The following is a 15,383-nucleotide window of genomic DNA, read 5'->3' on the forward strand; positions in this document are numbered from 1 at the left end:
AGCTAAGCGACTCCTATCTCCCCTGCAACTCTCATCATACGCCCGACACCCCCTGGCTGTCAGTGTCGCGATATGGCCACAGACGCCCGGGGCACGGACTTTTCCCCAGACGCGCCGCATGCTTAGATAGCCCTTGCCCAACCGATCAACAATGATATGAGCGGATGTGCCTCGGCACGCCACCCCTCTCGCCAGGATAGCCAATGTCCGGACTCCTTCGCCGCCTCTTTGCTCCCCGCTGGCAGCACCCCGATCCCGGCGTGCGCCGCCAGGCCATCGAGCGCCTCGACCCCAACCGCCACGACCAGCGCCATGCCCTGGAGCGACTGGCAGTGGACGCCGACCCGGGCGTGCGTACCGCGGCACTGGCCCGGCTCGAGGACCCCGAGGCCCTGATCGCCCTGCTCGACGAGACAACACGCTCGCCGGAGCTCACGCGGCGCCTGACGCGGTTGATCTGCGGCAAGGAGGGACGACTCGAACTCTCCACACGAGTCGTCATGGTGGCCCGCCTGAGTGAAACCGAGCTGCTCGAAACCGTCGCCCTGGAGGGTGACAACCAGCAGCTGCGCCTGGCAGCGATCGAGCGTATCCATGACGAGGGCGCCCTGGTACGCCAGGCCTGCGACAACGGCATTGCCGCCGTGCGCCATGCGGCAGCGGCAAGGGTCGACAGCGACGCCGGCCTGTCACGCCTGGTGCGTGAGGCAAGGCGCGACCGCCAGGTGATGCGTCAGGCTCGCGAGCGGCTCAACCGGCGGCGTGCCGATGCCGCTCAGCTGGCCGCCGCCAGGGAGCACCGCGAGGCACTGGTCAGCGCACTGGAGCGCCATGCGAGCGCCCCCTGGGAGCCACTCTACGCCGGCCGCATGCGCCACCTGATGCGCGAGTGGCAGCAGCTCGAGGACACACCCGACCCAAGCCTTGAGCGACGCTATCACGATGCCTGCCTGCGCTGTCGCAAGGTGATCGAGGATCATGAAGCCCAGCAGCGTGCCAACGCCGCGGTCCATCGACATCGCGAAGATGTCCAGCAGGCCAGCGCAAGCCTGGTGGAAGCGCTGGAGGAGAGTCTCGAGGCACTCGAGCGCAGTGAAACACTGGGCGCTCAGGATATCGCCAGCCTGCGCTCCCAGAAGCGTCTGCTGGCCCATCGCTGGCAGGAGCTGGCCGACCAGCATGTCACCGATGAAGCGCTGCGCCGGCGTTACGACACCGCCCTGGGACGGATCGAGAAGATCGGCAGCGCCTGGGCTCGCCTCGACCAGCGGGCCGGCGATCTGGAGCGGGCCCTCGAAGAGGATGACAGGGAGCGTTTGAAGACGCTGCTCACGGCCATCGACTGGCCCGACAGCCTGCCCCCCACCTCACTGCTCCACACCTGCCGCCAACGCCTCGAGCAGCATGCCACGCCTGCCGGCGTATCGGCTGAGCACATCGAGACCCAGCTCGATGAGCTCGAGCGCCTGCTGGAACGCGGCGCCTTCAAGCCTGCCAGCCGCTTGCATCAGCAACTGCGCCAGCTCACCGAGAGCGCCGACCCCGCCACCCTCCGCCCTCTGGAGGCGCGCGCCAGGCGCCTCGGCGCGAGGCTGGCCGAACTGCGCGACTGGCGCGGGTTCGTGGCCGGCCCCAAGCGCGAGCAACTGGTTGCCAGCATCGAGGCACTGGCCGATGACGAGGCCAGCGTGGAGACCGCCCTGGACCGGCGCCACCGTCAGCTGGTGAGAGAGTGGAAATCGCTGGGCGACGCCGCTGCCAATCGTGAGCAGTCGACACGCTTCCGCACCGCTTCGGACCGCATTCATCAGCGCCTAGCGCCATGGCGGGCACGCCTGGAGTCCGAGCGAGACAACAACCTGGCGACACGTATCACGCTCTGCGAACAGCTCGAGACACTTCTGGACCACCCCGCCCATGAGGCCGACCCAGATGCCCTGCGTGAGATACGCGACCGCGCTCGAGACCAGTGGCGTCGAGCCTCACCGGTCCCACGCGAGAAGGCGGAGGCCATCGGTCGGCGCTTCGGTGCCATTCGCCACCGGCTTCAGGCGCTGATCGACCAGCGCGCCCGGGAGATCGCCGAGGCCAAGCGCGAGCTTGTCGATGAGGCCCGGCAGCTATCGGAGGAGGAGCAGATGCCGGCGGCCAGGCGGGCCGAGCGGGCCAAGGAGCTGCAGCGCCGCTGGCGAGCGCTGGGCCGAGCCCCCAAGGGCGAAGAGCAGGCCCTGTGGCGTGAATTCCGTAGCCTGTGCGATACCATTTTCGCCAGCCGTGAGGCGGCCCGGGACGACCGGCTCCGCCGCGCCGAAGAGCGACTGGATGCCATGCAGGCGCTGATCAACCGCCTGCACGGCTGGCAGCCCGCCCGATCGACCGACGAGGCGGTATTGACCCAGGCCATCGCCGAGGCTGCCGCACTGGAGCCCCTTCCCGGCGGTCGACGCAGCGAGGGGATGCGCCGACGCTGGTCGGGCATCGTTCGGGCACGGCGCCAGCGGCTGGAGAGGCTGGCGGTGAGCGAGCAGGTAACCGGCTGGCGGGAGGTACGCCCGCTGCTCGATGCCCATTTGCAGGCAGATGCCGAGGACCTGGCGGGCAACGACCCCGGCGATGTCCCCCTGCCGGAGGGCCAGATACTTGCCGAGGACCTGCGCAACGCCCACTTCCGCCGCAACGCCGCGCGCCGTGAGGGCACCGCCACCGATACGGTCGAGGAGCGCCTTGCACGCACCAGGGTGCACCTTGCACTGCTGGCCGAGGGCAGCGTCAGCCAGCGTGATGAGCCACTGCGCCTGGCGATTCAGGTCGAGCGCCTCAATGACAACCTGGACCGCGAACCCTCCCGAGCCGAAGAGGTACGCAGCGTACTGGTCGAGCTGCTCGCCATCGGGCCGGTTCCCCCTGCACTCTGGGAGCATAACGTCGGCGAGCTGGACCATATGCTGGAGCGACTGTCGAGCCTGCCCCCTCCCTGAGCACTTTTCCCGCCCCCTGAACGATACAGGAGCGCGAGGCTTCCCCCGCGCTCCTGTGTGATCCTGCCCGTAACGAGACGGGAGGAAGCCGGCATCAGCCCATGAACTGGCCGCCGTTGATATCGATATTGGCGCCGGTGATAAAGCCGGACTCCTCATCGGCCAGGTAGGCCACCAGGCGACCGATCTCCTCGGGCTTGCCATAGCGCTTCACCGGGATCGTCTCACGGATCGATTCGCGCACCTTTTCGGGGATATTCATGATCATGTCGGTCGCGATATAGCCCGGAGACACGGTGTTGACGGTGATGCCCTTGGTAGCGGTCTCCTGGGCCAGAGACATGGTCAGGCCATGCATCCCCGCCTTGGCGGCGGCGTAGTTGACCTGGCCGAACTGCCCCTTGCGGCCATTGATCGAGGAGATGTTGATGATTCGGCCATACTGCCGCTCGAGCATGCTCTCGACCACGCTGCGGCAGGTATTGAAGACACTGTTCAGGTTGGTATCGATGACCTCGTGCCACTGCGCGGGGCTCATCTTCTTCATGGTGCCATCGCGGGTGATGCCGGCACAGTTGACCAGCACGTCAACGGGACCGTGCTTCTCCTCGATCTCCTTGACACCCTTCACGCAAGCATCGTAGTCGACCAGGTCGATTCCGGCGATGTCGATGTTGTCGAAGCCGGCGGCCTTCTGCTCCTCGAGCCAGGCCTTGGCCTTCTCCGGGTTATGGTAACCGGCCACTACCTTGTAGCCCTCGGCGGCCAGTGAGCGGCAAATTGCACTGCCGATGCCGCCGGTACCACCGGTAACCCAAGCGACGCGTGATGAATTGGCCATATATATCTCCCTGATGATAATGACACTGTACACCGGCCACCCCGGCCGGACTGCACATTGTTCTTGGTCAAGCTGTCATCTTGATGACAAGCCGAGGACAGTATGGCCCAAGGAAGGCGAGAGGGACGAGCGTTTGAGGACAGTGCTTGACTAAAGGTGAATCCCGTGTAGAATACGCCTCACGTTGATGCGGGGTGGAGCAGTTTGGTAGCTCGTCGGGCTCATAACCCGAAGGTCATCGGTTCAAATCCGGTCCCCGCTACCAAATACCGAATAAGCCGATTCCATTGGGGGTCGGCTTTTTTGTGCCCATGACCCAAGGTCATCGATTCCCTCTCGTTTCAGCGTCAGCGGTCCCCGCTACCAAGTATCGAGAAAGCCGATTCCACTGCGAGTCGGATTTTTTCGTGCCCACGGCCCAAGGTCATCGGCTCCCTCTCTCCCTTCCCCTTGAATCCAGCCGTCCTCACCCGCATATCCTGAGCAAACACACTCGTTTCCGGGAATCCAACCATGTCCATCGTCGATCCGCGTACCGGTGAGCCGCTCACCGCCGATACCAGTGCCCCGCAGGAAGCCCAGCCACAGCCCTCCCAGCCGGAGGCGGGCGAGGCGCCCGAGGTCATCATCGACGTCGATGCCAGCAATATTCAGCAGGTGCTGGAGCTTTCCATGCAGGTGCCGGTACTGCTCGATTGCTGGGCACCTTGGTGTGGCCCCTGCAAGAACCTGATGCCGGTGCTGGAGAAGCTGGCCCACGAATACCAGGGCGCCTTCCTCCTGGCCAAGCTCAATATCGACGAGAATCAGGAGATCGCCGCCCAGCTGGGGGTGCGCTCGGTGCCCGACGTCAAGCTCGTCAGCCAGGGAGGCCTGGTCGATCACTTCCAGGGCGCACTGCCCGAGAAGGAGATCCGCGAGTGGCTGGGGCGTTACTTCCCGGCGCCGGAAAATGTCCCGGCGAGCCCCGAAGACCTGGCCGCCGAGGCACTGGCCGCCGGTGATGCCGCCGGTGCCCGCGCCATTTACCAGGAGCTGGTCCAGCAGTATCCTGAGCATATCCCCTATCAGATCGAGCTGGCGCGAACCCTGGTGGCCGAGGGGCGCGCCGATGAGGCCCGCAGCGTGCTCGACAATCTGCCGCCGGAAGAGCGCGATGCCGCCCCGGCCCGAGGCGTGCGGGCCAGCATCGAGTTCGGCGAGGAGGCCCCCTCCGCCGAAGAGTTTGCCGCCCTCGGTGAGCGCGATGACAGCGAAGCCCAGTATCTGCGCGCCCTGCGCCGAGTCGCCGACGGCGACTACGAGACGGGCCTCGAGGGACTACTGGCCTTGATGAAGGCCGACCGCAGCTATGGCGACGATGCCGCACGCAAGACCCTGCTGCGGGTCTTCGATGCCCTGGGCGCCGACCACCCGCTGACGGTCAGCTACCGCCGCAAGCTGTTCACGATGCTTTACTGATCCCACGGCTCCGGTTCGCCGCGGCCAACCCGTAGGAGCGCGATTGGTCGCGCGATTGATGAGTCATTGACCCAGGCGGCGCCGGTTACACACCGGCGCCGCCATCGCTTATATGTCGATAAATCCGCCCCTACGATTCGATACCGCGGCCGCGTTTATTGATGGGTTGGCCTCAGCCCTTGAGAACACGGTCGAGCCGGGAGAGCGCCGCTTCCAGCTGTGTGGCGGTGGTACCGAAGTTGAGCCGAACAAAGCCAGGCCAGCCGAAGTCGGCACCATCGGAGAGCGCCACCCCGGCGCGCTCCAGCAAGGCTCGCTGGGGTGACTCACCCAGCCCCGCCTGACGCAGATCGAGCCAGGCCAGATAGGTAGACTGCGGCGGCGCCATGCCGACCCCGGGCCAGTGTGCCACCCTCTCCGTCAGCATCTGTCGGTGACCACGCAGCACCTCGAGCAACGCCTGTCGCCAGGGCTCCCCCCGAGCATAGGCGGCCTCGGCGGCCACCAGCCCCAGCACATTGCCATCCGGCATCATCCCCCTCGCCGCCGCGGCGAAGCGCTGGCGCAGCCGCGAGTCGGGAATCACCGCGCAGGCGGCTGTCAGTCCGGCCAGATTGAAGGTCTTGGAGGGCGCCCAGAGCGTGATGGTGCGGGCCGCCAGTGCCGGAAAGGCCGCCGCCAGCGGCTGATGGCAGGCGCCGGCCTCCAGCAGCAGGTCACAGTGCAGCTCGTCGGAGACCACATGGAGGTCATGGCGCTCCACCAGCTCGGCCAGGCCGGCCAACTCTTCATGGCGCCACACCCGCCCGGTCGGGTTATGGGGATGACACCACAACAGCAAGCGAGTGCGAGGGGTAATCGCCGCCTCCAGCGCCTCGAGATCGAGGCGCCAGGACTCACCCGGAGAGGACGGCTCGCGCATGGTGGCCTGCTGAGGCAGACGCCCGGTATGCTCCGCCACCTTGAGGAAGGGCGGATAGATCGGTGTGACCGTCAGCACCCCGTCGCCCGGTTCGGTCAGTGCCAGGCTGGCAAGATGCAGCGCCGGCACCACCCCGGGCAGCCAGTGCTGCCACTCCGGCGCGATGGTCCAGCCATAGTGCGCCGAGCTCCAGGCGCACAGCGTCTCACGCAGCGAGTCCGGCACCAGACCATAGCCATAGACACCGTGATCGACCCGCGCACGCAGTGCCTCGATGACCGCCGGGGGCGAGACAAAGTCCATGTCGGCCACCCACAGGGGCAGCACCTGCTCGCCATGGCGATGCCATTTCTGTGACGGCCAGTTGCCGGACGGATGCCGACGCTCAACCGGCGTGGCAAAATCGAACCCCATGCACACTCACTCCTCTGACTCGAAGACCAGGATGACCTCATGCACACGACCATGCCCCAGGATGACTTCTATGCCAAGATGCGCCGCGGCATGCCGCAGCTGATCGCCCAGTGGCTCGAGCTGGGGCAGGACACTCCGGAGCGGCTGGCCCTGCTGCTCGCCGAGACCGCCCGAGTGACGCGCATCGGCCTGCCGGAAACCACGCCCGATGCCACCACCCTGAGGGCCTGGAGCGAGGCCGCAAATGGCGAGGAGGTCCCGCTGTGGGCGGCACGAACTGCTACCTTCCTGCTGGCGCAGATGCCAGCTCGACCACTTCCCCATGACACCGACGAGGCCTGTGCCTGGGCCTACTGCTGGCTGCGCAATCATGACTTCGCCTCGTTGGAGGCGGCCGAGTCGGCACTCCCGATGCACCTGCATGACCCGCTGGCAGACGCCCTGCCCGCCGCCTGGCAGGACCGCTGCGGTCTGCGCCTCGTCTAGGCTCTGTCCGAAAACTGGCTACGCTCGGCTATACGGCGTTAAAAAACGGCTCAAAGTACTCATTTACACTCCGTAAACTCGTGCGCGAGCCCGGTCCGTCTTTTCGCCGATTTTTGCCTTGTCTAACCTTCGCTCGCCGACTTTTCAGCCACAGCCTAGCGCCGCACGGCACGCATCCCGGGCCTGAGCAACACATTAATGGCAACGACCCTTTCACACGGATAAGGAAAGCGATATGGACGTTCCCCTGAGCTGGCAGCTGGCCAAGCTGGTGGTCTCGATCGGCATGGTGCTGGGGCTCGGCGCCATCGCCGTGCGCGTCAGCCCGCGCGTTGCCGGCCTGCTGGCGGGCTACCCGTTGGGCACCGCCATCGCGCTGTTCTTCATCGGCCTCGAGCTCTCCCCGGGCTTCGCCGCCGAGAGTGCCGTGCACACCCTCGCCGGTTTCACGGCGACGCTGGCGCTGGGCGGCGGCTACCTGCTGGCCGGTCGCCGCCCCGGGCTTCCCGGCGTGCTGGCGGGCACCGCCGCGGGGCTGGCCGCCTTCCTGGTGGTAAGCCTGGTGCTCACTCGTGTGGAGTTCGACCGCGTCACCGGCACCCTGATCACCCTGGCCGCCATTGCACTGTTTACCTGGCTCTATCGCCATGTGCCCGAGAGCGTGGCGCGACCCGCCGGGCGCTTCTCCTGGAGCGCCCTGATGGTGCGCGCCCTGCTCGCCGCCGTGATCATCTTCGTCATCACCGGCATGGCCCATGTGCTGCCGGCGGCCTGGGCCGGCGTGATGGCTGCCTTTCCGGTCACCATGTACCCCTTCCTGGTGATCCTGCATCTGACCCATGGTCCCGGCCCGGTGGCCACGGTGATCAAGCACTACCCGATGGGACTCGGCTCACTGCTCAGCTATGCACTGTGCGTCTCCTTCACCTACCCCACCCTGGGCCTGACGCTGGGCACCCTGGCCGGCTTCGCCGTGGCCACCCTCTGGCTGATCGCCTGGACCCGCTTCCAGGGGTGGCTGGGAGCGCGACGAGTCGCGAGGACTTGACCAGGCGCCAGCCAGGCGCAACGCTATTCGACTTGGAGCGATAACCACAAGGAAACGCCAGATGTTTATCCGCAAGATCGAGCCCGCCTTCTACGACACCGACGCCCTGGGCCACATCAACAACACGCGACTGCCGGCCTGGTTCGAGCTGGCGCGCAACGACCTCTTCCGCCTGTTCACCCCGGACCTGGACCCGCGCAAGTGGCGACTGATCATGGCCCGCATAGAGGTCGACTATCGCGCCGAGCTACAGTATGGCCAGGAGATCGAGATTCGCACCTATATCTCACGGCTCGGCAACAGCTCCTTTACCGTCAGCCAGGAAGCGCGGCAGGAGGGTCAGCTCACCAACCTGGGCCATACCGTGATGGTGCATTTCGACCACACCACCAAGAAATCCATTCCCATCGAGGGCGCGCTACGCGAGTCCCTGGAGGCGCATCTACACGAGGAGCCCGCCGAGGCATGACCCCCGCCGTCAAGCAGCTGGAGAAGGCCGGCATCGCCTTCACGCTGGCCGAGTATCCCCATGACCCACGCAGCCCCGCCTATGGCGAGGAGGCCGCCCGGGCGCTGGGGCTCTCGGTCGATGAGGTCTTCAAGACGCTGCTGGCCAGGCTCGATGATGGCCGCCTGGCGGTAGCCATCGTGCCGGTCTCGAGCCAGCTCGACCTCAAGGCGCTGGCCCGCGCCGCCGGCGCCCGCAAGGCGCAGATGGCCGAGGGCGAGGAGGCCCAGAGGGCCACCGGTTACGTGCTGGGCGGCATCAGCCCCCTGGGCCAGAAGCGGCGCCTGCCGACCTTCCTCGACGCCAGTGCCGAGGCCCTGGCATCGATGCATGTCAGCGGTGGTCGCCGTGGCCTGGAGATCTGCCTGGCACCTGCCGATCTACTCAGGCTGACCGGCGGACGCCTGGCAGCGCTCGCCCGCGGCTAGGACACCATCTGGCCGCCCCACCATGTCCGGGCAAGCCCGGGCCATGCACTCACAGGAGCCCGCCATGGCCATCCGCTACACCCTCTGGCTGGACCCGGAGGACACCGAGCGCCACCGCGCCATGGAGGCGCAGCTGCGGCACTACTTTCTCGAGCGCTTCGCCGACTACCCCCATATCCGCTTGTTCGGTGCCGACCCCTACGATTATGATGCGCCGTTCAATCGACTCCATGATGTTCTGATGGCGCGGGCCGCGGAGTACTGCGAGCGGGAGTGGCGTTACGTGCCCACCCCAGAGCAGCTCAATCGGGCCTTCTTCCTGGCCGTTGGCGAGTCCAACAAGTTTCTACGAGAGCCCGACGATGGTGATACGCACCGATAACCCGCCAGACCCTCGCCAGCTGGCGATCATCGGCGAGCAGCTAGGCCGCGCCCCTCGCGGCATCGAGGCCGTGGCAGCCGTCGATGGCGAAGGCACCCCACTGGTGCTGCGCATGGCACCGATCGTCGATGGCAAACCCTTTCCGACCCTCTACTGGCTGAGCTGCGAGCGTCTCAAGGTGGTCATCTCGCGTATCGAGGCGGATGGCGCCATCAAGCGTCTCGAGGCACGCCTGCAGGCAGAGCCCGAGCTGCTCGCCGCCTACCACACCAGCCATCGCGACTATGTCGCCGCCCGCTGGCGCCACATGAGCGCGCCACAAAAGGCAGAGGTAATGCAACTGGGCTATGATGGCGTGCTGACGGAGCGAGGCATCGGCGGTATCGCCAACTGGGACCAGGTGCGCTGCCTGCACACCCAGTACGCCCACCATCTGTGCGGTGACAACGTCATCGGCCGCTGGATGGATACCGAGTACGGCGTTGTCGACTGCCTGCCCTGAGCCCCCTGACCCTAGACCGCTCAACAAAGGAGCCCATGATGTATTTCGATATTCATGTCGTAGCAAGCCTCGCCCTGGTCGCCAGCCTGGTCGGCATCTCCGTTGCCGGCGTCAAGCTGCTGCGCGATGCCATTAAGCGTGACGCCGACGCCGCCCGCTAAGCGAGACCTCTGCGAATGACAAGGGCGCCTGACGGCGCCCTTTTTCGTTAGACGTCAAGATATTGCAGGGCAAGTCCGAGCCCGCCAGTATGGGCATTATCATCGAGGAGAAGAGCATGGCGAGATTCTGCGTTTTTCTGGGTTCACGGGAAGGCCGAGACCCGCAGTACCTGGCCGATGCGCGGCGGCTGGGCGAGGCACTGGCCAGGCGTGGCCACAACCTGGTCTATGGCGGGGCTCGCATCGGCATGATGGGGGCCCTGGCCGACTCGACCCTGGCGGCCGGCGGCGAGGTCATCGGTGTCATGCCGGACCATCTGGTGGATCGCGAGCAGGCTCACCTCGGGCTGACCGAGCTGATTCGCGTGCGCAACATGCACGAGCGCAAGGCCAGCATGGCGGCCCATGCCGATGCCTTTATCATGCTGCCCGGGGGTATCGGCACCCTGGAGGAGTTCTTCGAGGCCTGGACCTGGCACTACCTGGGGCTTCACGACAAGCCCATCGGCGTCCTCGACAGCGAAGGCTTCTACGCCCCCTTGTTGAGCTTCCTCGACAATACCGTGGAACAGGGCTTCCTCAATGCCCGTACCCGGGCCGAGGTGCTCGACGCGACCGACCCTCTCGAACTGCTGGATATCCTGGAGGCACAGCTGGCTCGCCCGCGCTGAGTCAGGCCTCGCCAGCCAGTTCACGTGTACGCTGATAGGTGAGCTGCAGCAGCCGGGCATCCTCACCGGCCCGATGTCGCAGGATGCCCAGCTCCTCGATCAACGCCTCCTTGGTGGGCTTCCACAGCACAAGCTGCTCCTCGCTGAGCAGCTTGCGCAGCGCCTCCAGGCGGAAGGCCGGCAACATGCCGGCATGGTGGAAGAGCAGCGATAGCCAGGTGTTGTCGTAACCCCAGCTGTCGCTGTAGCAGATCTTGAGCTCACCGAGCTCGTCATTGAGCCACTGCGCGACCTGACGCAGGGGGTACCCCTCGCGCTGCAGCCGGGCACGGCTGATGCCGTGGAGCAGCTCGGCCTTGGGGTCCCAGTGGGTCCATTCGGCAAGGGGCTGAATCAGGAAGGCGCAGCTGCTGCCATCCGGTCGGGCCAACCCCACCTCGATGGGGTAGCTGCCGCGTCCGAATCCAGACGCCTCGATATCGAGCAGGGTCGGTAGCGTCACGGTGGGCAGGAGTCCTTGCGGCGGAAAACAGGAAGGGGCGCCATCTCGCTGGCGCCTCCTCGCTAGTGTCGCGTTTCGGTTTCCGCGCTGTCCAGCCCCTCACCGAAACCGGCGGCGTGGTCGGCCAGCCTCTGCCAGTGGGCGGCACGCTCGGCATCCACCGCCAGCCCCAGCTGCCCCTCGCGATAGGCGCGCGCCAGACGTTCGGCGGCCAGTGGATGCCCCGCCTCGCCGGCACGGGCAAACCAGGTCACGGCATGGTCGTCGCGGCGTGGATAGAGCGCACAGCCATGCTCGTAGATTTGTCCCGCCTGATACTGGGCACGGGAGTCGCCGGCATTGGCCGCTTCCAGCACGTAGCGCGCACCGCGCGCCTTGTCCTGGGGCGACATGCCGCGGTGAAACAGCATATGACCATAAAGGGAGAGCGCCGCCGGATGGCCGGCATCGGCACAGCGCTGGAAGAGGTGCATGGTCAGGCGCTGGGTGCGCGGCGAACGAGGCAGCCAGCGGGTATGGAAGAGCTGCTCCGCAAGGCGGTACTCGAGCCGGGTGAACAGTGATGATGCCTGCGTCATGGCCTTCTACCGGATCCTGTATCACAAGAAAAAGACACTCCGCACCACCCTGTGCGCGGCGTCTGAAGTCTGCCCAGCCCCGGTCCACGGGGCGCAACGGGCGGCCAGCATACGCCCGCCTTTGCGCCGACTCAACCCTGGTCATTTGCCGCCCTGGCAGGGCCTGGCTACCATGCCGGTTCCATTTCCCGATCGACGAGGGCGTCAGGGTGCAGACGCGACCGCTGGGCGATACCGGCATCGAGGTCAGCCGCCTCTGTCCTGGCACCATGACCTTCGGTGAACAGAACAGCGAGGCCGAGGCCCACCGCCCCCGGGGCTATCGACCCGATAGCCCCTGAGCCTGGGCGTGCTTGGTATACTCCATGCTCACTTCATCGGATCTGGAGCGCCCCATGCTGAGCGTGATCTCGCCCGCCAAGAAGCTGGATTTCGAGACCCCGGCCACCACGGCCCGCCATACCCAGCCGCAATTCCTGGAACAGAGCCAGGAGTTGATCGAGATCCTGCGCGACTACTCGCCACAACGGCTCTCCGAGCTGATGGGCATCAGCGACAAGCTGGCCGCCCTCAATGCCGCCCGCTACGCCGAATGGCACACACCCTTTACTGCGCAGAACGCCAAGCCAGCAGTCCAGGCCTTCCAGGGCGACGTCTACGTGGGGCTCGAGGCCGACACCTTCACGGATGACGAGAACGCCTTCGCCCAGCGGCATCTGCGCATTCTCTCGGGGCTCTACGGGCTTCTGCGCCCGCTGGACCTGATCCAGCCCTACCGCCTGGAGATGGGGACGCGGCTCGAGAACCCTGCGGGCAAGGACCTCTATGCCTTCTGGAAGGAGACCCTCACCGCCGAGCTCGACCGTGCCGTGGCGGCCAGCGGCAGCCCGGTACTGATCAACCTCGCCTCCAACGAGTACTTCAAGGCCATCGATACCAGGCGGCTCGAGGCCCGGGTGATCACCCCGGTGTTCAAGGACGAGAAGAATGGCAAGCTCAAGATCATCAGCTTCTACGCCAAGAAGGCCCGTGGCCTGATGACGGCCTGGATGATCCGCGAACGCCTCGACGACCCGGAGGGCCTGAAGGAGTTCGACGTGGCCGGCTACCGCTTCAACGCCGCCATGAGCGAGGGTGACACCCTGGTCTTTACCCGCCCCGAAGGCGCCTGATCCCGAGCGGGGCTGCTCCTGCCCCCCATCACCATGGCACAGAATCGTAGGAGCCGGATTTATCCGGCGATGGCTGTATCGCCAGCGCGCCTCATCGCGCGATAAATCGCGCTCCTACGAAATTAGATGGCTTGGGGTCTAGTCAAATACCAGCGGGCGCGCGGAGCGGCCCTTGAGGAAGCGGCGGTGGGCCTGCTTGAAGCGTTCGTCGTCGCAACGCTGCAGCCATTCGTAGGCCACCATGTCCGCGCTTACCGCCACCGCCCCGGCCTGCACCAGCCGCTCCCGGGCCAGGCGTGCCTCCGCGGCGCGCCGACTGACGCAGGCCTCGCTGAGCCAGTAGACCTCGTATCCCGCCGCCAGCAGCCCCAGGCCGGTCTGCATGACACAGATATGCGCCTCGCTGCCGCACAGCACCACCTGACGCCTGCCGCTCTGCTCGAGTGCCGCGATGAACTCGGGGTTCGCACAGGCATCGAAGGTCAGCTTCTGCCATAGCCGATGTCCCGGGAGCGCCTCCAGCAGGCGCGGCTCGCTGCCACCCAGCCCCTCGGGATACTGCTCGGTGACCCATACCGGCACCTCCAGGGAGGCGGCCAGGCCGCCCAGCCAGGCCGCCTCGTTCACCGCCTGGTCGGCATGTTCGATCACCGGCAACAGTCCCGCCTGCAGATCGACAACCAGCAACAGGCTCTCTTCTCGTTTCAGGCGCATGGTGTTCAACTCCCCGGCATTGTGGAATGGTAGTGGAGCCCACCAGCATAGCCGGTAGAATCAACCAACTCGACTTACCCCTCACCGTTCACGACTCACCACCCATTAACCCCCACTGACGACGATACCGCCATGACTTCGACACACCGCGAGACCTCCCTGATACGCCACCTGCTGATCATGCTGGTGGCGGGACTGCTGACCCTGGGCCCGGCCATGCAAGACGCCGAAGCCCGCCGCCTCGGCGGCGGCAAGAGCTTCGGCTCTCAATCACGCAGCGTGCAGCAGCAACCTTCTGCCACCCAGAACCAGGCCTCCGGCACCCGCGCCACCCAGGGGCGAGCCGGGTCGAAAATGCCCGGCATGCTGGGCGGCCTGCTCGCCGGTGGGCTGCTCGCCGCGCTGTTCTTCGGCGGCGCCTTCGATGAGCTGCGGCTGATGGACATCCTGCTGGTGGCCGGCATCGCCTTCCTGCTCTTCCGGCTGCTGGCACGCCGCCGGCCGGCCGTGGCAGGTGGCCCCTCGCCAGCCGCGCAGGAGCCCCGTGAAACCGCCGCCCAGTCCTTCCAGGCCAGCGCCGCTCCGGCCGGTGGCGCCTTCGCCAGCGAGCCCGAATGGTTCGACCGCGAGCGCTTCCTCGGCGGTGCCAAGGAGCACTTTATGACCCTGCAGCGTGCCTGGGACAACAACGACCTCAGCGGCATTCAGGAGTACGTCACCCCGGAGCTCTACAACCTGCTGCGCGAGGAGCGCAAGCAGCATCCGGCCAATAACCGCACCGAGGTCGTTCGCCTGTTCGCCGAGCTGGGCATGGTTCAGGAAGTGGGCCAGCAGGCCGAGGCCAGCGTGATCTTCCACGGCATCCTCGACGAGAATGGCGAGCACAACGAGTTCAACGAGACCTGGCACCTGGTGCGGGAGCTGCGCGACGGCGCCCCCTGGTATGTGCAGGGCATCGAGCAGAACGGTTAACGCTCCCCTCCGCCCCTGAAACGCAACAGGCCGGGCTGACAGCAGCCCGGCCTGTTGCGTTACGCATGGGTGTTAAGCGTGGTTGTTGAGCAGTGTGGTTGAGCGCAGTTGTTAAACCTGGCTGCTGACGGCGTCAATTACCCTCGCTGGCATCCTCGATGGTGTCACCCATCTCCTCGACACCCTCACCCGCCTCTTCAACTGCCTGATCCATCTCCTGACCGGCCTCCTCGGCGGGCCCCTGGTCGTCCTCGCAACCGGCCAGTCCTAGTGCCAGCAGGCCGGCCAGCAGGGCAAAAAAAAGCTTCCGTGTCATGGTGCGCTGCATGATGCTTCCCTCCTGTGAAACACAAAAAAGTGACAAACAGCCGTATCTACCAAGAACAAGCTAGCGCTCATGCCGGCCTGTTTCCACCCAGGGTGTCACTCCGGATCATGCTTGAGCAAGAGTTGGCCGGCGGCGCGTCCCGCTGCCGTATAAATCGAAAAAAGGCGCCCTCCGAAGAGGGGCGCCCATATAAGCACTCGTATGACTCAAACAGCAGGGACATGCTAGCCGAGCCATGCAGCAACTTCAAACATACGTTTTATCGACACCCTGCGCAGAGCCGCTCCCGGCAACCGGCTCCTGTCACACCCTCTG

General features: G+C 65.9%; 19 protein-coding genes and 1 tRNA gene. 14 read left to right on the forward strand and 6 right to left on the reverse strand.

Annotated features, from left to right (window positions below):
- Positions 1-203: 203 nt before the first annotated feature.
- Positions 204-2,978, forward strand: coding sequence for a DUF349 domain-containing protein (locus RM463_RS09125; RefSeq protein WP_195687888.1), 2,775 nt, complete (start codon positions 204-206; stop codon positions 2,976-2,978).
- Between the two features lie 94 nt (positions 2,979-3,072).
- Here the strand turns inward: RM463_RS09125 and phbB are convergent, their stop codons facing one another.
- Positions 3,073-3,819: an acetoacetyl-CoA reductase gene (gene phbB / locus RM463_RS09130; protein WP_195687889.1), complete on the reverse strand. Its 747-nt coding sequence runs from the start codon at positions 3,817-3,819 to the stop codon at positions 3,073-3,075.
- A gap of 188 nt (positions 3,820-4,007) precedes the next feature.
- Between phbB and RM463_RS09135 the strand changes: the two genes are divergently transcribed.
- Positions 4,008-4,084: transfer RNA gene (locus tag RM463_RS09135), tRNA-Met, on the forward strand.
- 248 nt (positions 4,085-4,332) lie between these two features.
- Positions 4,333-5,280 (forward strand): tetratricopeptide repeat protein, encoded by a 948-nt coding sequence (locus RM463_RS09140; RefSeq protein ID WP_311429814.1) that lies wholly within the window; start codon positions 4,333-4,335, stop codon positions 5,278-5,280.
- A gap of 172 nt (positions 5,281-5,452) precedes the next feature.
- Here RM463_RS09140 and RM463_RS09145 read toward each other — a convergent pair whose 3' ends face one another.
- On the reverse strand, positions 5,453-6,616 hold the full coding sequence (locus tag RM463_RS09145; RefSeq protein ID WP_195687314.1) for a MalY/PatB family protein: 1,164 nt from the start codon (positions 6,614-6,616) through the stop codon (positions 5,453-5,455).
- A 51-nt stretch (positions 6,617-6,667) separates the two neighbouring features.
- Here RM463_RS09145 and RM463_RS09150 point away from each other — a divergent pair, with 51 nt between their 5' ends.
- The 8 genes from RM463_RS09150 to RM463_RS09185 all read left to right on the forward strand — a co-directional run bounded on the left by RM463_RS09150 (position 6,668) and on the right by RM463_RS09185 (position 10,802).
- Entirely contained in the window at positions 6,668-7,102 is a 435-nt protein-coding gene (locus RM463_RS09150) for a hypothetical protein (RefSeq protein ID WP_132044623.1), read from the forward strand.
- A gap of 235 nt (positions 7,103-7,337) precedes the next feature.
- Positions 7,338-8,150, forward strand: coding sequence for a hypothetical protein (locus RM463_RS09155; protein ID WP_195687315.1), 813 nt, complete (start codon positions 7,338-7,340; stop codon positions 8,148-8,150).
- Between the two features lie 61 nt (positions 8,151-8,211).
- Positions 8,212-8,619, forward strand: coding sequence for a thioesterase family protein (locus RM463_RS09160; RefSeq protein ID WP_195687316.1), 408 nt, complete (start codon positions 8,212-8,214; stop codon positions 8,617-8,619).
- Positions 8,616-9,086, forward strand: coding sequence for a Cys-tRNA(Pro) deacylase (gene ybaK, locus RM463_RS09165; RefSeq protein ID WP_195687317.1), 471 nt, complete (start codon positions 8,616-8,618; stop codon positions 9,084-9,086). The genes RM463_RS09160 and ybaK overlap by 4 nt, the downstream gene beginning before the upstream one ends.
- Before the next feature lie 64 nt (positions 9,087-9,150).
- Positions 9,151-9,468 (forward strand): hypothetical protein, encoded by a 318-nt coding sequence (locus RM463_RS09170; protein WP_161423950.1) that lies wholly within the window; start codon positions 9,151-9,153, stop codon positions 9,466-9,468.
- Entirely contained in the window at positions 9,449-9,970 is a 522-nt protein-coding gene (locus RM463_RS09175; RefSeq protein WP_195687318.1) for a DUF501 domain-containing protein, read from the forward strand. The genes RM463_RS09170 and RM463_RS09175 overlap by 20 nt, the downstream gene beginning before the upstream one ends.
- A 38-nt stretch (positions 9,971-10,008) precedes the next feature.
- Positions 10,009-10,131, forward strand: coding sequence for a hypothetical protein (locus tag RM463_RS09180; RefSeq protein ID WP_267491268.1), 123 nt, complete (start codon positions 10,009-10,011; stop codon positions 10,129-10,131).
- 116 nt (positions 10,132-10,247) lie between these two features.
- Entirely contained in the window at positions 10,248-10,802 is a 555-nt protein-coding gene (locus RM463_RS09185; protein WP_195687319.1) for a TIGR00730 family Rossman fold protein, read from the forward strand.
- Position 10,803: 1 nt separating this feature from the next.
- On the opposite strand, the gene RM463_RS09190 is transcribed toward RM463_RS09185, so the two are convergent.
- Both RM463_RS09190 and RM463_RS09195 read right to left on the reverse strand, forming a co-directional pair.
- On the reverse strand, positions 10,804-11,304 hold the full coding sequence (locus tag RM463_RS09190) for a hypothetical protein (RefSeq protein WP_195687320.1): 501 nt from the start codon (positions 11,302-11,304) through the stop codon (positions 10,804-10,806).
- 62 nt (positions 11,305-11,366) lie between these two features.
- Positions 11,367-11,882 carry a tetratricopeptide repeat protein gene (locus RM463_RS09195; RefSeq protein WP_195687321.1) on the reverse strand — a complete coding sequence of 172 codons (516 nt, stop codon included), beginning with the start codon at positions 11,880-11,882 and terminating at the stop codon, positions 11,367-11,369.
- 209 nt (positions 11,883-12,091) lie between these two features.
- Between RM463_RS09195 and RM463_RS09200 the strand changes: the two genes are divergently transcribed.
- Both RM463_RS09200 and yaaA read left to right on the forward strand, forming a co-directional pair.
- Positions 12,092-12,223 (forward strand): hypothetical protein, encoded by a 132-nt coding sequence (locus RM463_RS09200; RefSeq protein WP_267491269.1) that lies wholly within the window; start codon positions 12,092-12,094, stop codon positions 12,221-12,223.
- A gap of 54 nt (positions 12,224-12,277) precedes the next feature.
- A complete protein-coding gene (yaaA, locus tag RM463_RS09205; RefSeq protein WP_195687353.1) occupies positions 12,278-13,054 on the forward strand; it encodes a peroxide stress protein YaaA in 777 nt (258 codons plus the stop codon).
- A 138-nt stretch (positions 13,055-13,192) separates the two neighbouring features.
- Here yaaA and RM463_RS09210 read toward each other — a convergent pair whose 3' ends face one another.
- Positions 13,193-13,768 carry an isochorismatase family protein gene (locus RM463_RS09210; protein ID WP_195687322.1) on the reverse strand — a complete coding sequence of 192 codons (576 nt, stop codon included), beginning with the start codon at positions 13,766-13,768 and terminating at the stop codon, positions 13,193-13,195.
- A 132-nt stretch (positions 13,769-13,900) separates the two neighbouring features.
- Between RM463_RS09210 and RM463_RS09215 the strand changes: the two genes are divergently transcribed.
- Positions 13,901-14,740 (forward strand): Tim44 domain-containing protein, encoded by an 840-nt coding sequence (locus RM463_RS09215; RefSeq protein WP_229332878.1) that lies wholly within the window; start codon positions 13,901-13,903, stop codon positions 14,738-14,740.
- A gap of 133 nt (positions 14,741-14,873) precedes the next feature.
- On the opposite strand, the gene RM463_RS09220 is transcribed toward RM463_RS09215, so the two are convergent.
- Positions 14,874-15,068 carry a hypothetical protein gene (locus RM463_RS09220; protein WP_195687323.1) on the reverse strand — a complete coding sequence of 65 codons (195 nt, stop codon included), beginning with the start codon at positions 15,066-15,068 and terminating at the stop codon, positions 14,874-14,876.
- Between the last annotated feature and the right edge of the window lie 315 nt (positions 15,069-15,383).

Origin of the sequence: Halomonas sp. LES1, from assembly GCF_031846005.1 — a bacterium.
In the GTDB taxonomy this organism is placed as follows: Bacteria; Pseudomonadota; Gammaproteobacteria; order Pseudomonadales; family Halomonadaceae; genus Halomonas.

Excerpts from the sequence above, each read along its gene's own strand:
- RM463_RS09140 (WP_311429814.1), top strand. The coding sequence starts at position 4,333 with ATGTCCATCGTCGATCCGCGTACCGGTGAGCCGCTCACCGCCGATACC.
- RM463_RS09170 (WP_161423950.1), top strand. The coding sequence starts at position 9,151 with ATGGCCATCCGCTACACCCTCTGGCTGGACCCGGAGGACACCGAGCGC.
- yaaA (WP_195687353.1), top strand. The coding sequence starts at position 12,278 with ATGCTGAGCGTGATCTCGCCCGCCAAGAAGCTGGATTTCGAGACCCCG.
- RM463_RS09195 (WP_195687321.1), bottom strand. The coding sequence starts at position 11,882 with ATGACGCAGGCATCATCACTGTTCACCCGGCTCGAGTACCGCCTTGCG.
- RM463_RS09220 (WP_195687323.1), bottom strand. The coding sequence starts at position 15,068 with ATGCAGCGCACCATGACACGGAAGCTTTTTTTTGCCCTGCTGGCCGGC.
- RM463_RS09185 (WP_195687319.1), top strand. The coding sequence starts at position 10,248 with ATGGCGAGATTCTGCGTTTTTCTGGGTTCACGGGAAGGCCGAGACCCG.
- RM463_RS09150 (WP_132044623.1), top strand. The coding sequence starts at position 6,668 with ATGCCCCAGGATGACTTCTATGCCAAGATGCGCCGCGGCATGCCGCAG.
- RM463_RS09175 (WP_195687318.1), top strand. The coding sequence starts at position 9,449 with ATGGTGATACGCACCGATAACCCGCCAGACCCTCGCCAGCTGGCGATC.
- RM463_RS09215 (WP_229332878.1), top strand. The coding sequence starts at position 13,901 with ATGACTTCGACACACCGCGAGACCTCCCTGATACGCCACCTGCTGATC.
- RM463_RS09210 (WP_195687322.1), bottom strand. The coding sequence starts at position 13,768 with ATGCGCCTGAAACGAGAAGAGAGCCTGTTGCTGGTTGTCGATCTGCAG.
- phbB (WP_195687889.1), bottom strand. The coding sequence starts at position 3,819 with ATGGCCAATTCATCACGCGTCGCTTGGGTTACCGGTGGTACCGGCGGC.
- RM463_RS09125 (WP_195687888.1), top strand. The coding sequence starts at position 204 with ATGTCCGGACTCCTTCGCCGCCTCTTTGCTCCCCGCTGGCAGCACCCC.
- RM463_RS09180 (WP_267491268.1), top strand. The coding sequence starts at position 10,009 with ATGTATTTCGATATTCATGTCGTAGCAAGCCTCGCCCTGGTCGCCAGC.
- RM463_RS09145 (WP_195687314.1), bottom strand. The coding sequence starts at position 6,616 with ATGGGGTTCGATTTTGCCACGCCGGTTGAGCGTCGGCATCCGTCCGGC.
- RM463_RS09155 (WP_195687315.1), top strand. The coding sequence starts at position 7,338 with ATGGACGTTCCCCTGAGCTGGCAGCTGGCCAAGCTGGTGGTCTCGATC.
- ybaK (WP_195687317.1), top strand. The coding sequence starts at position 8,616 with ATGACCCCCGCCGTCAAGCAGCTGGAGAAGGCCGGCATCGCCTTCACG.
- RM463_RS09160 (WP_195687316.1), top strand. The coding sequence starts at position 8,212 with ATGTTTATCCGCAAGATCGAGCCCGCCTTCTACGACACCGACGCCCTG.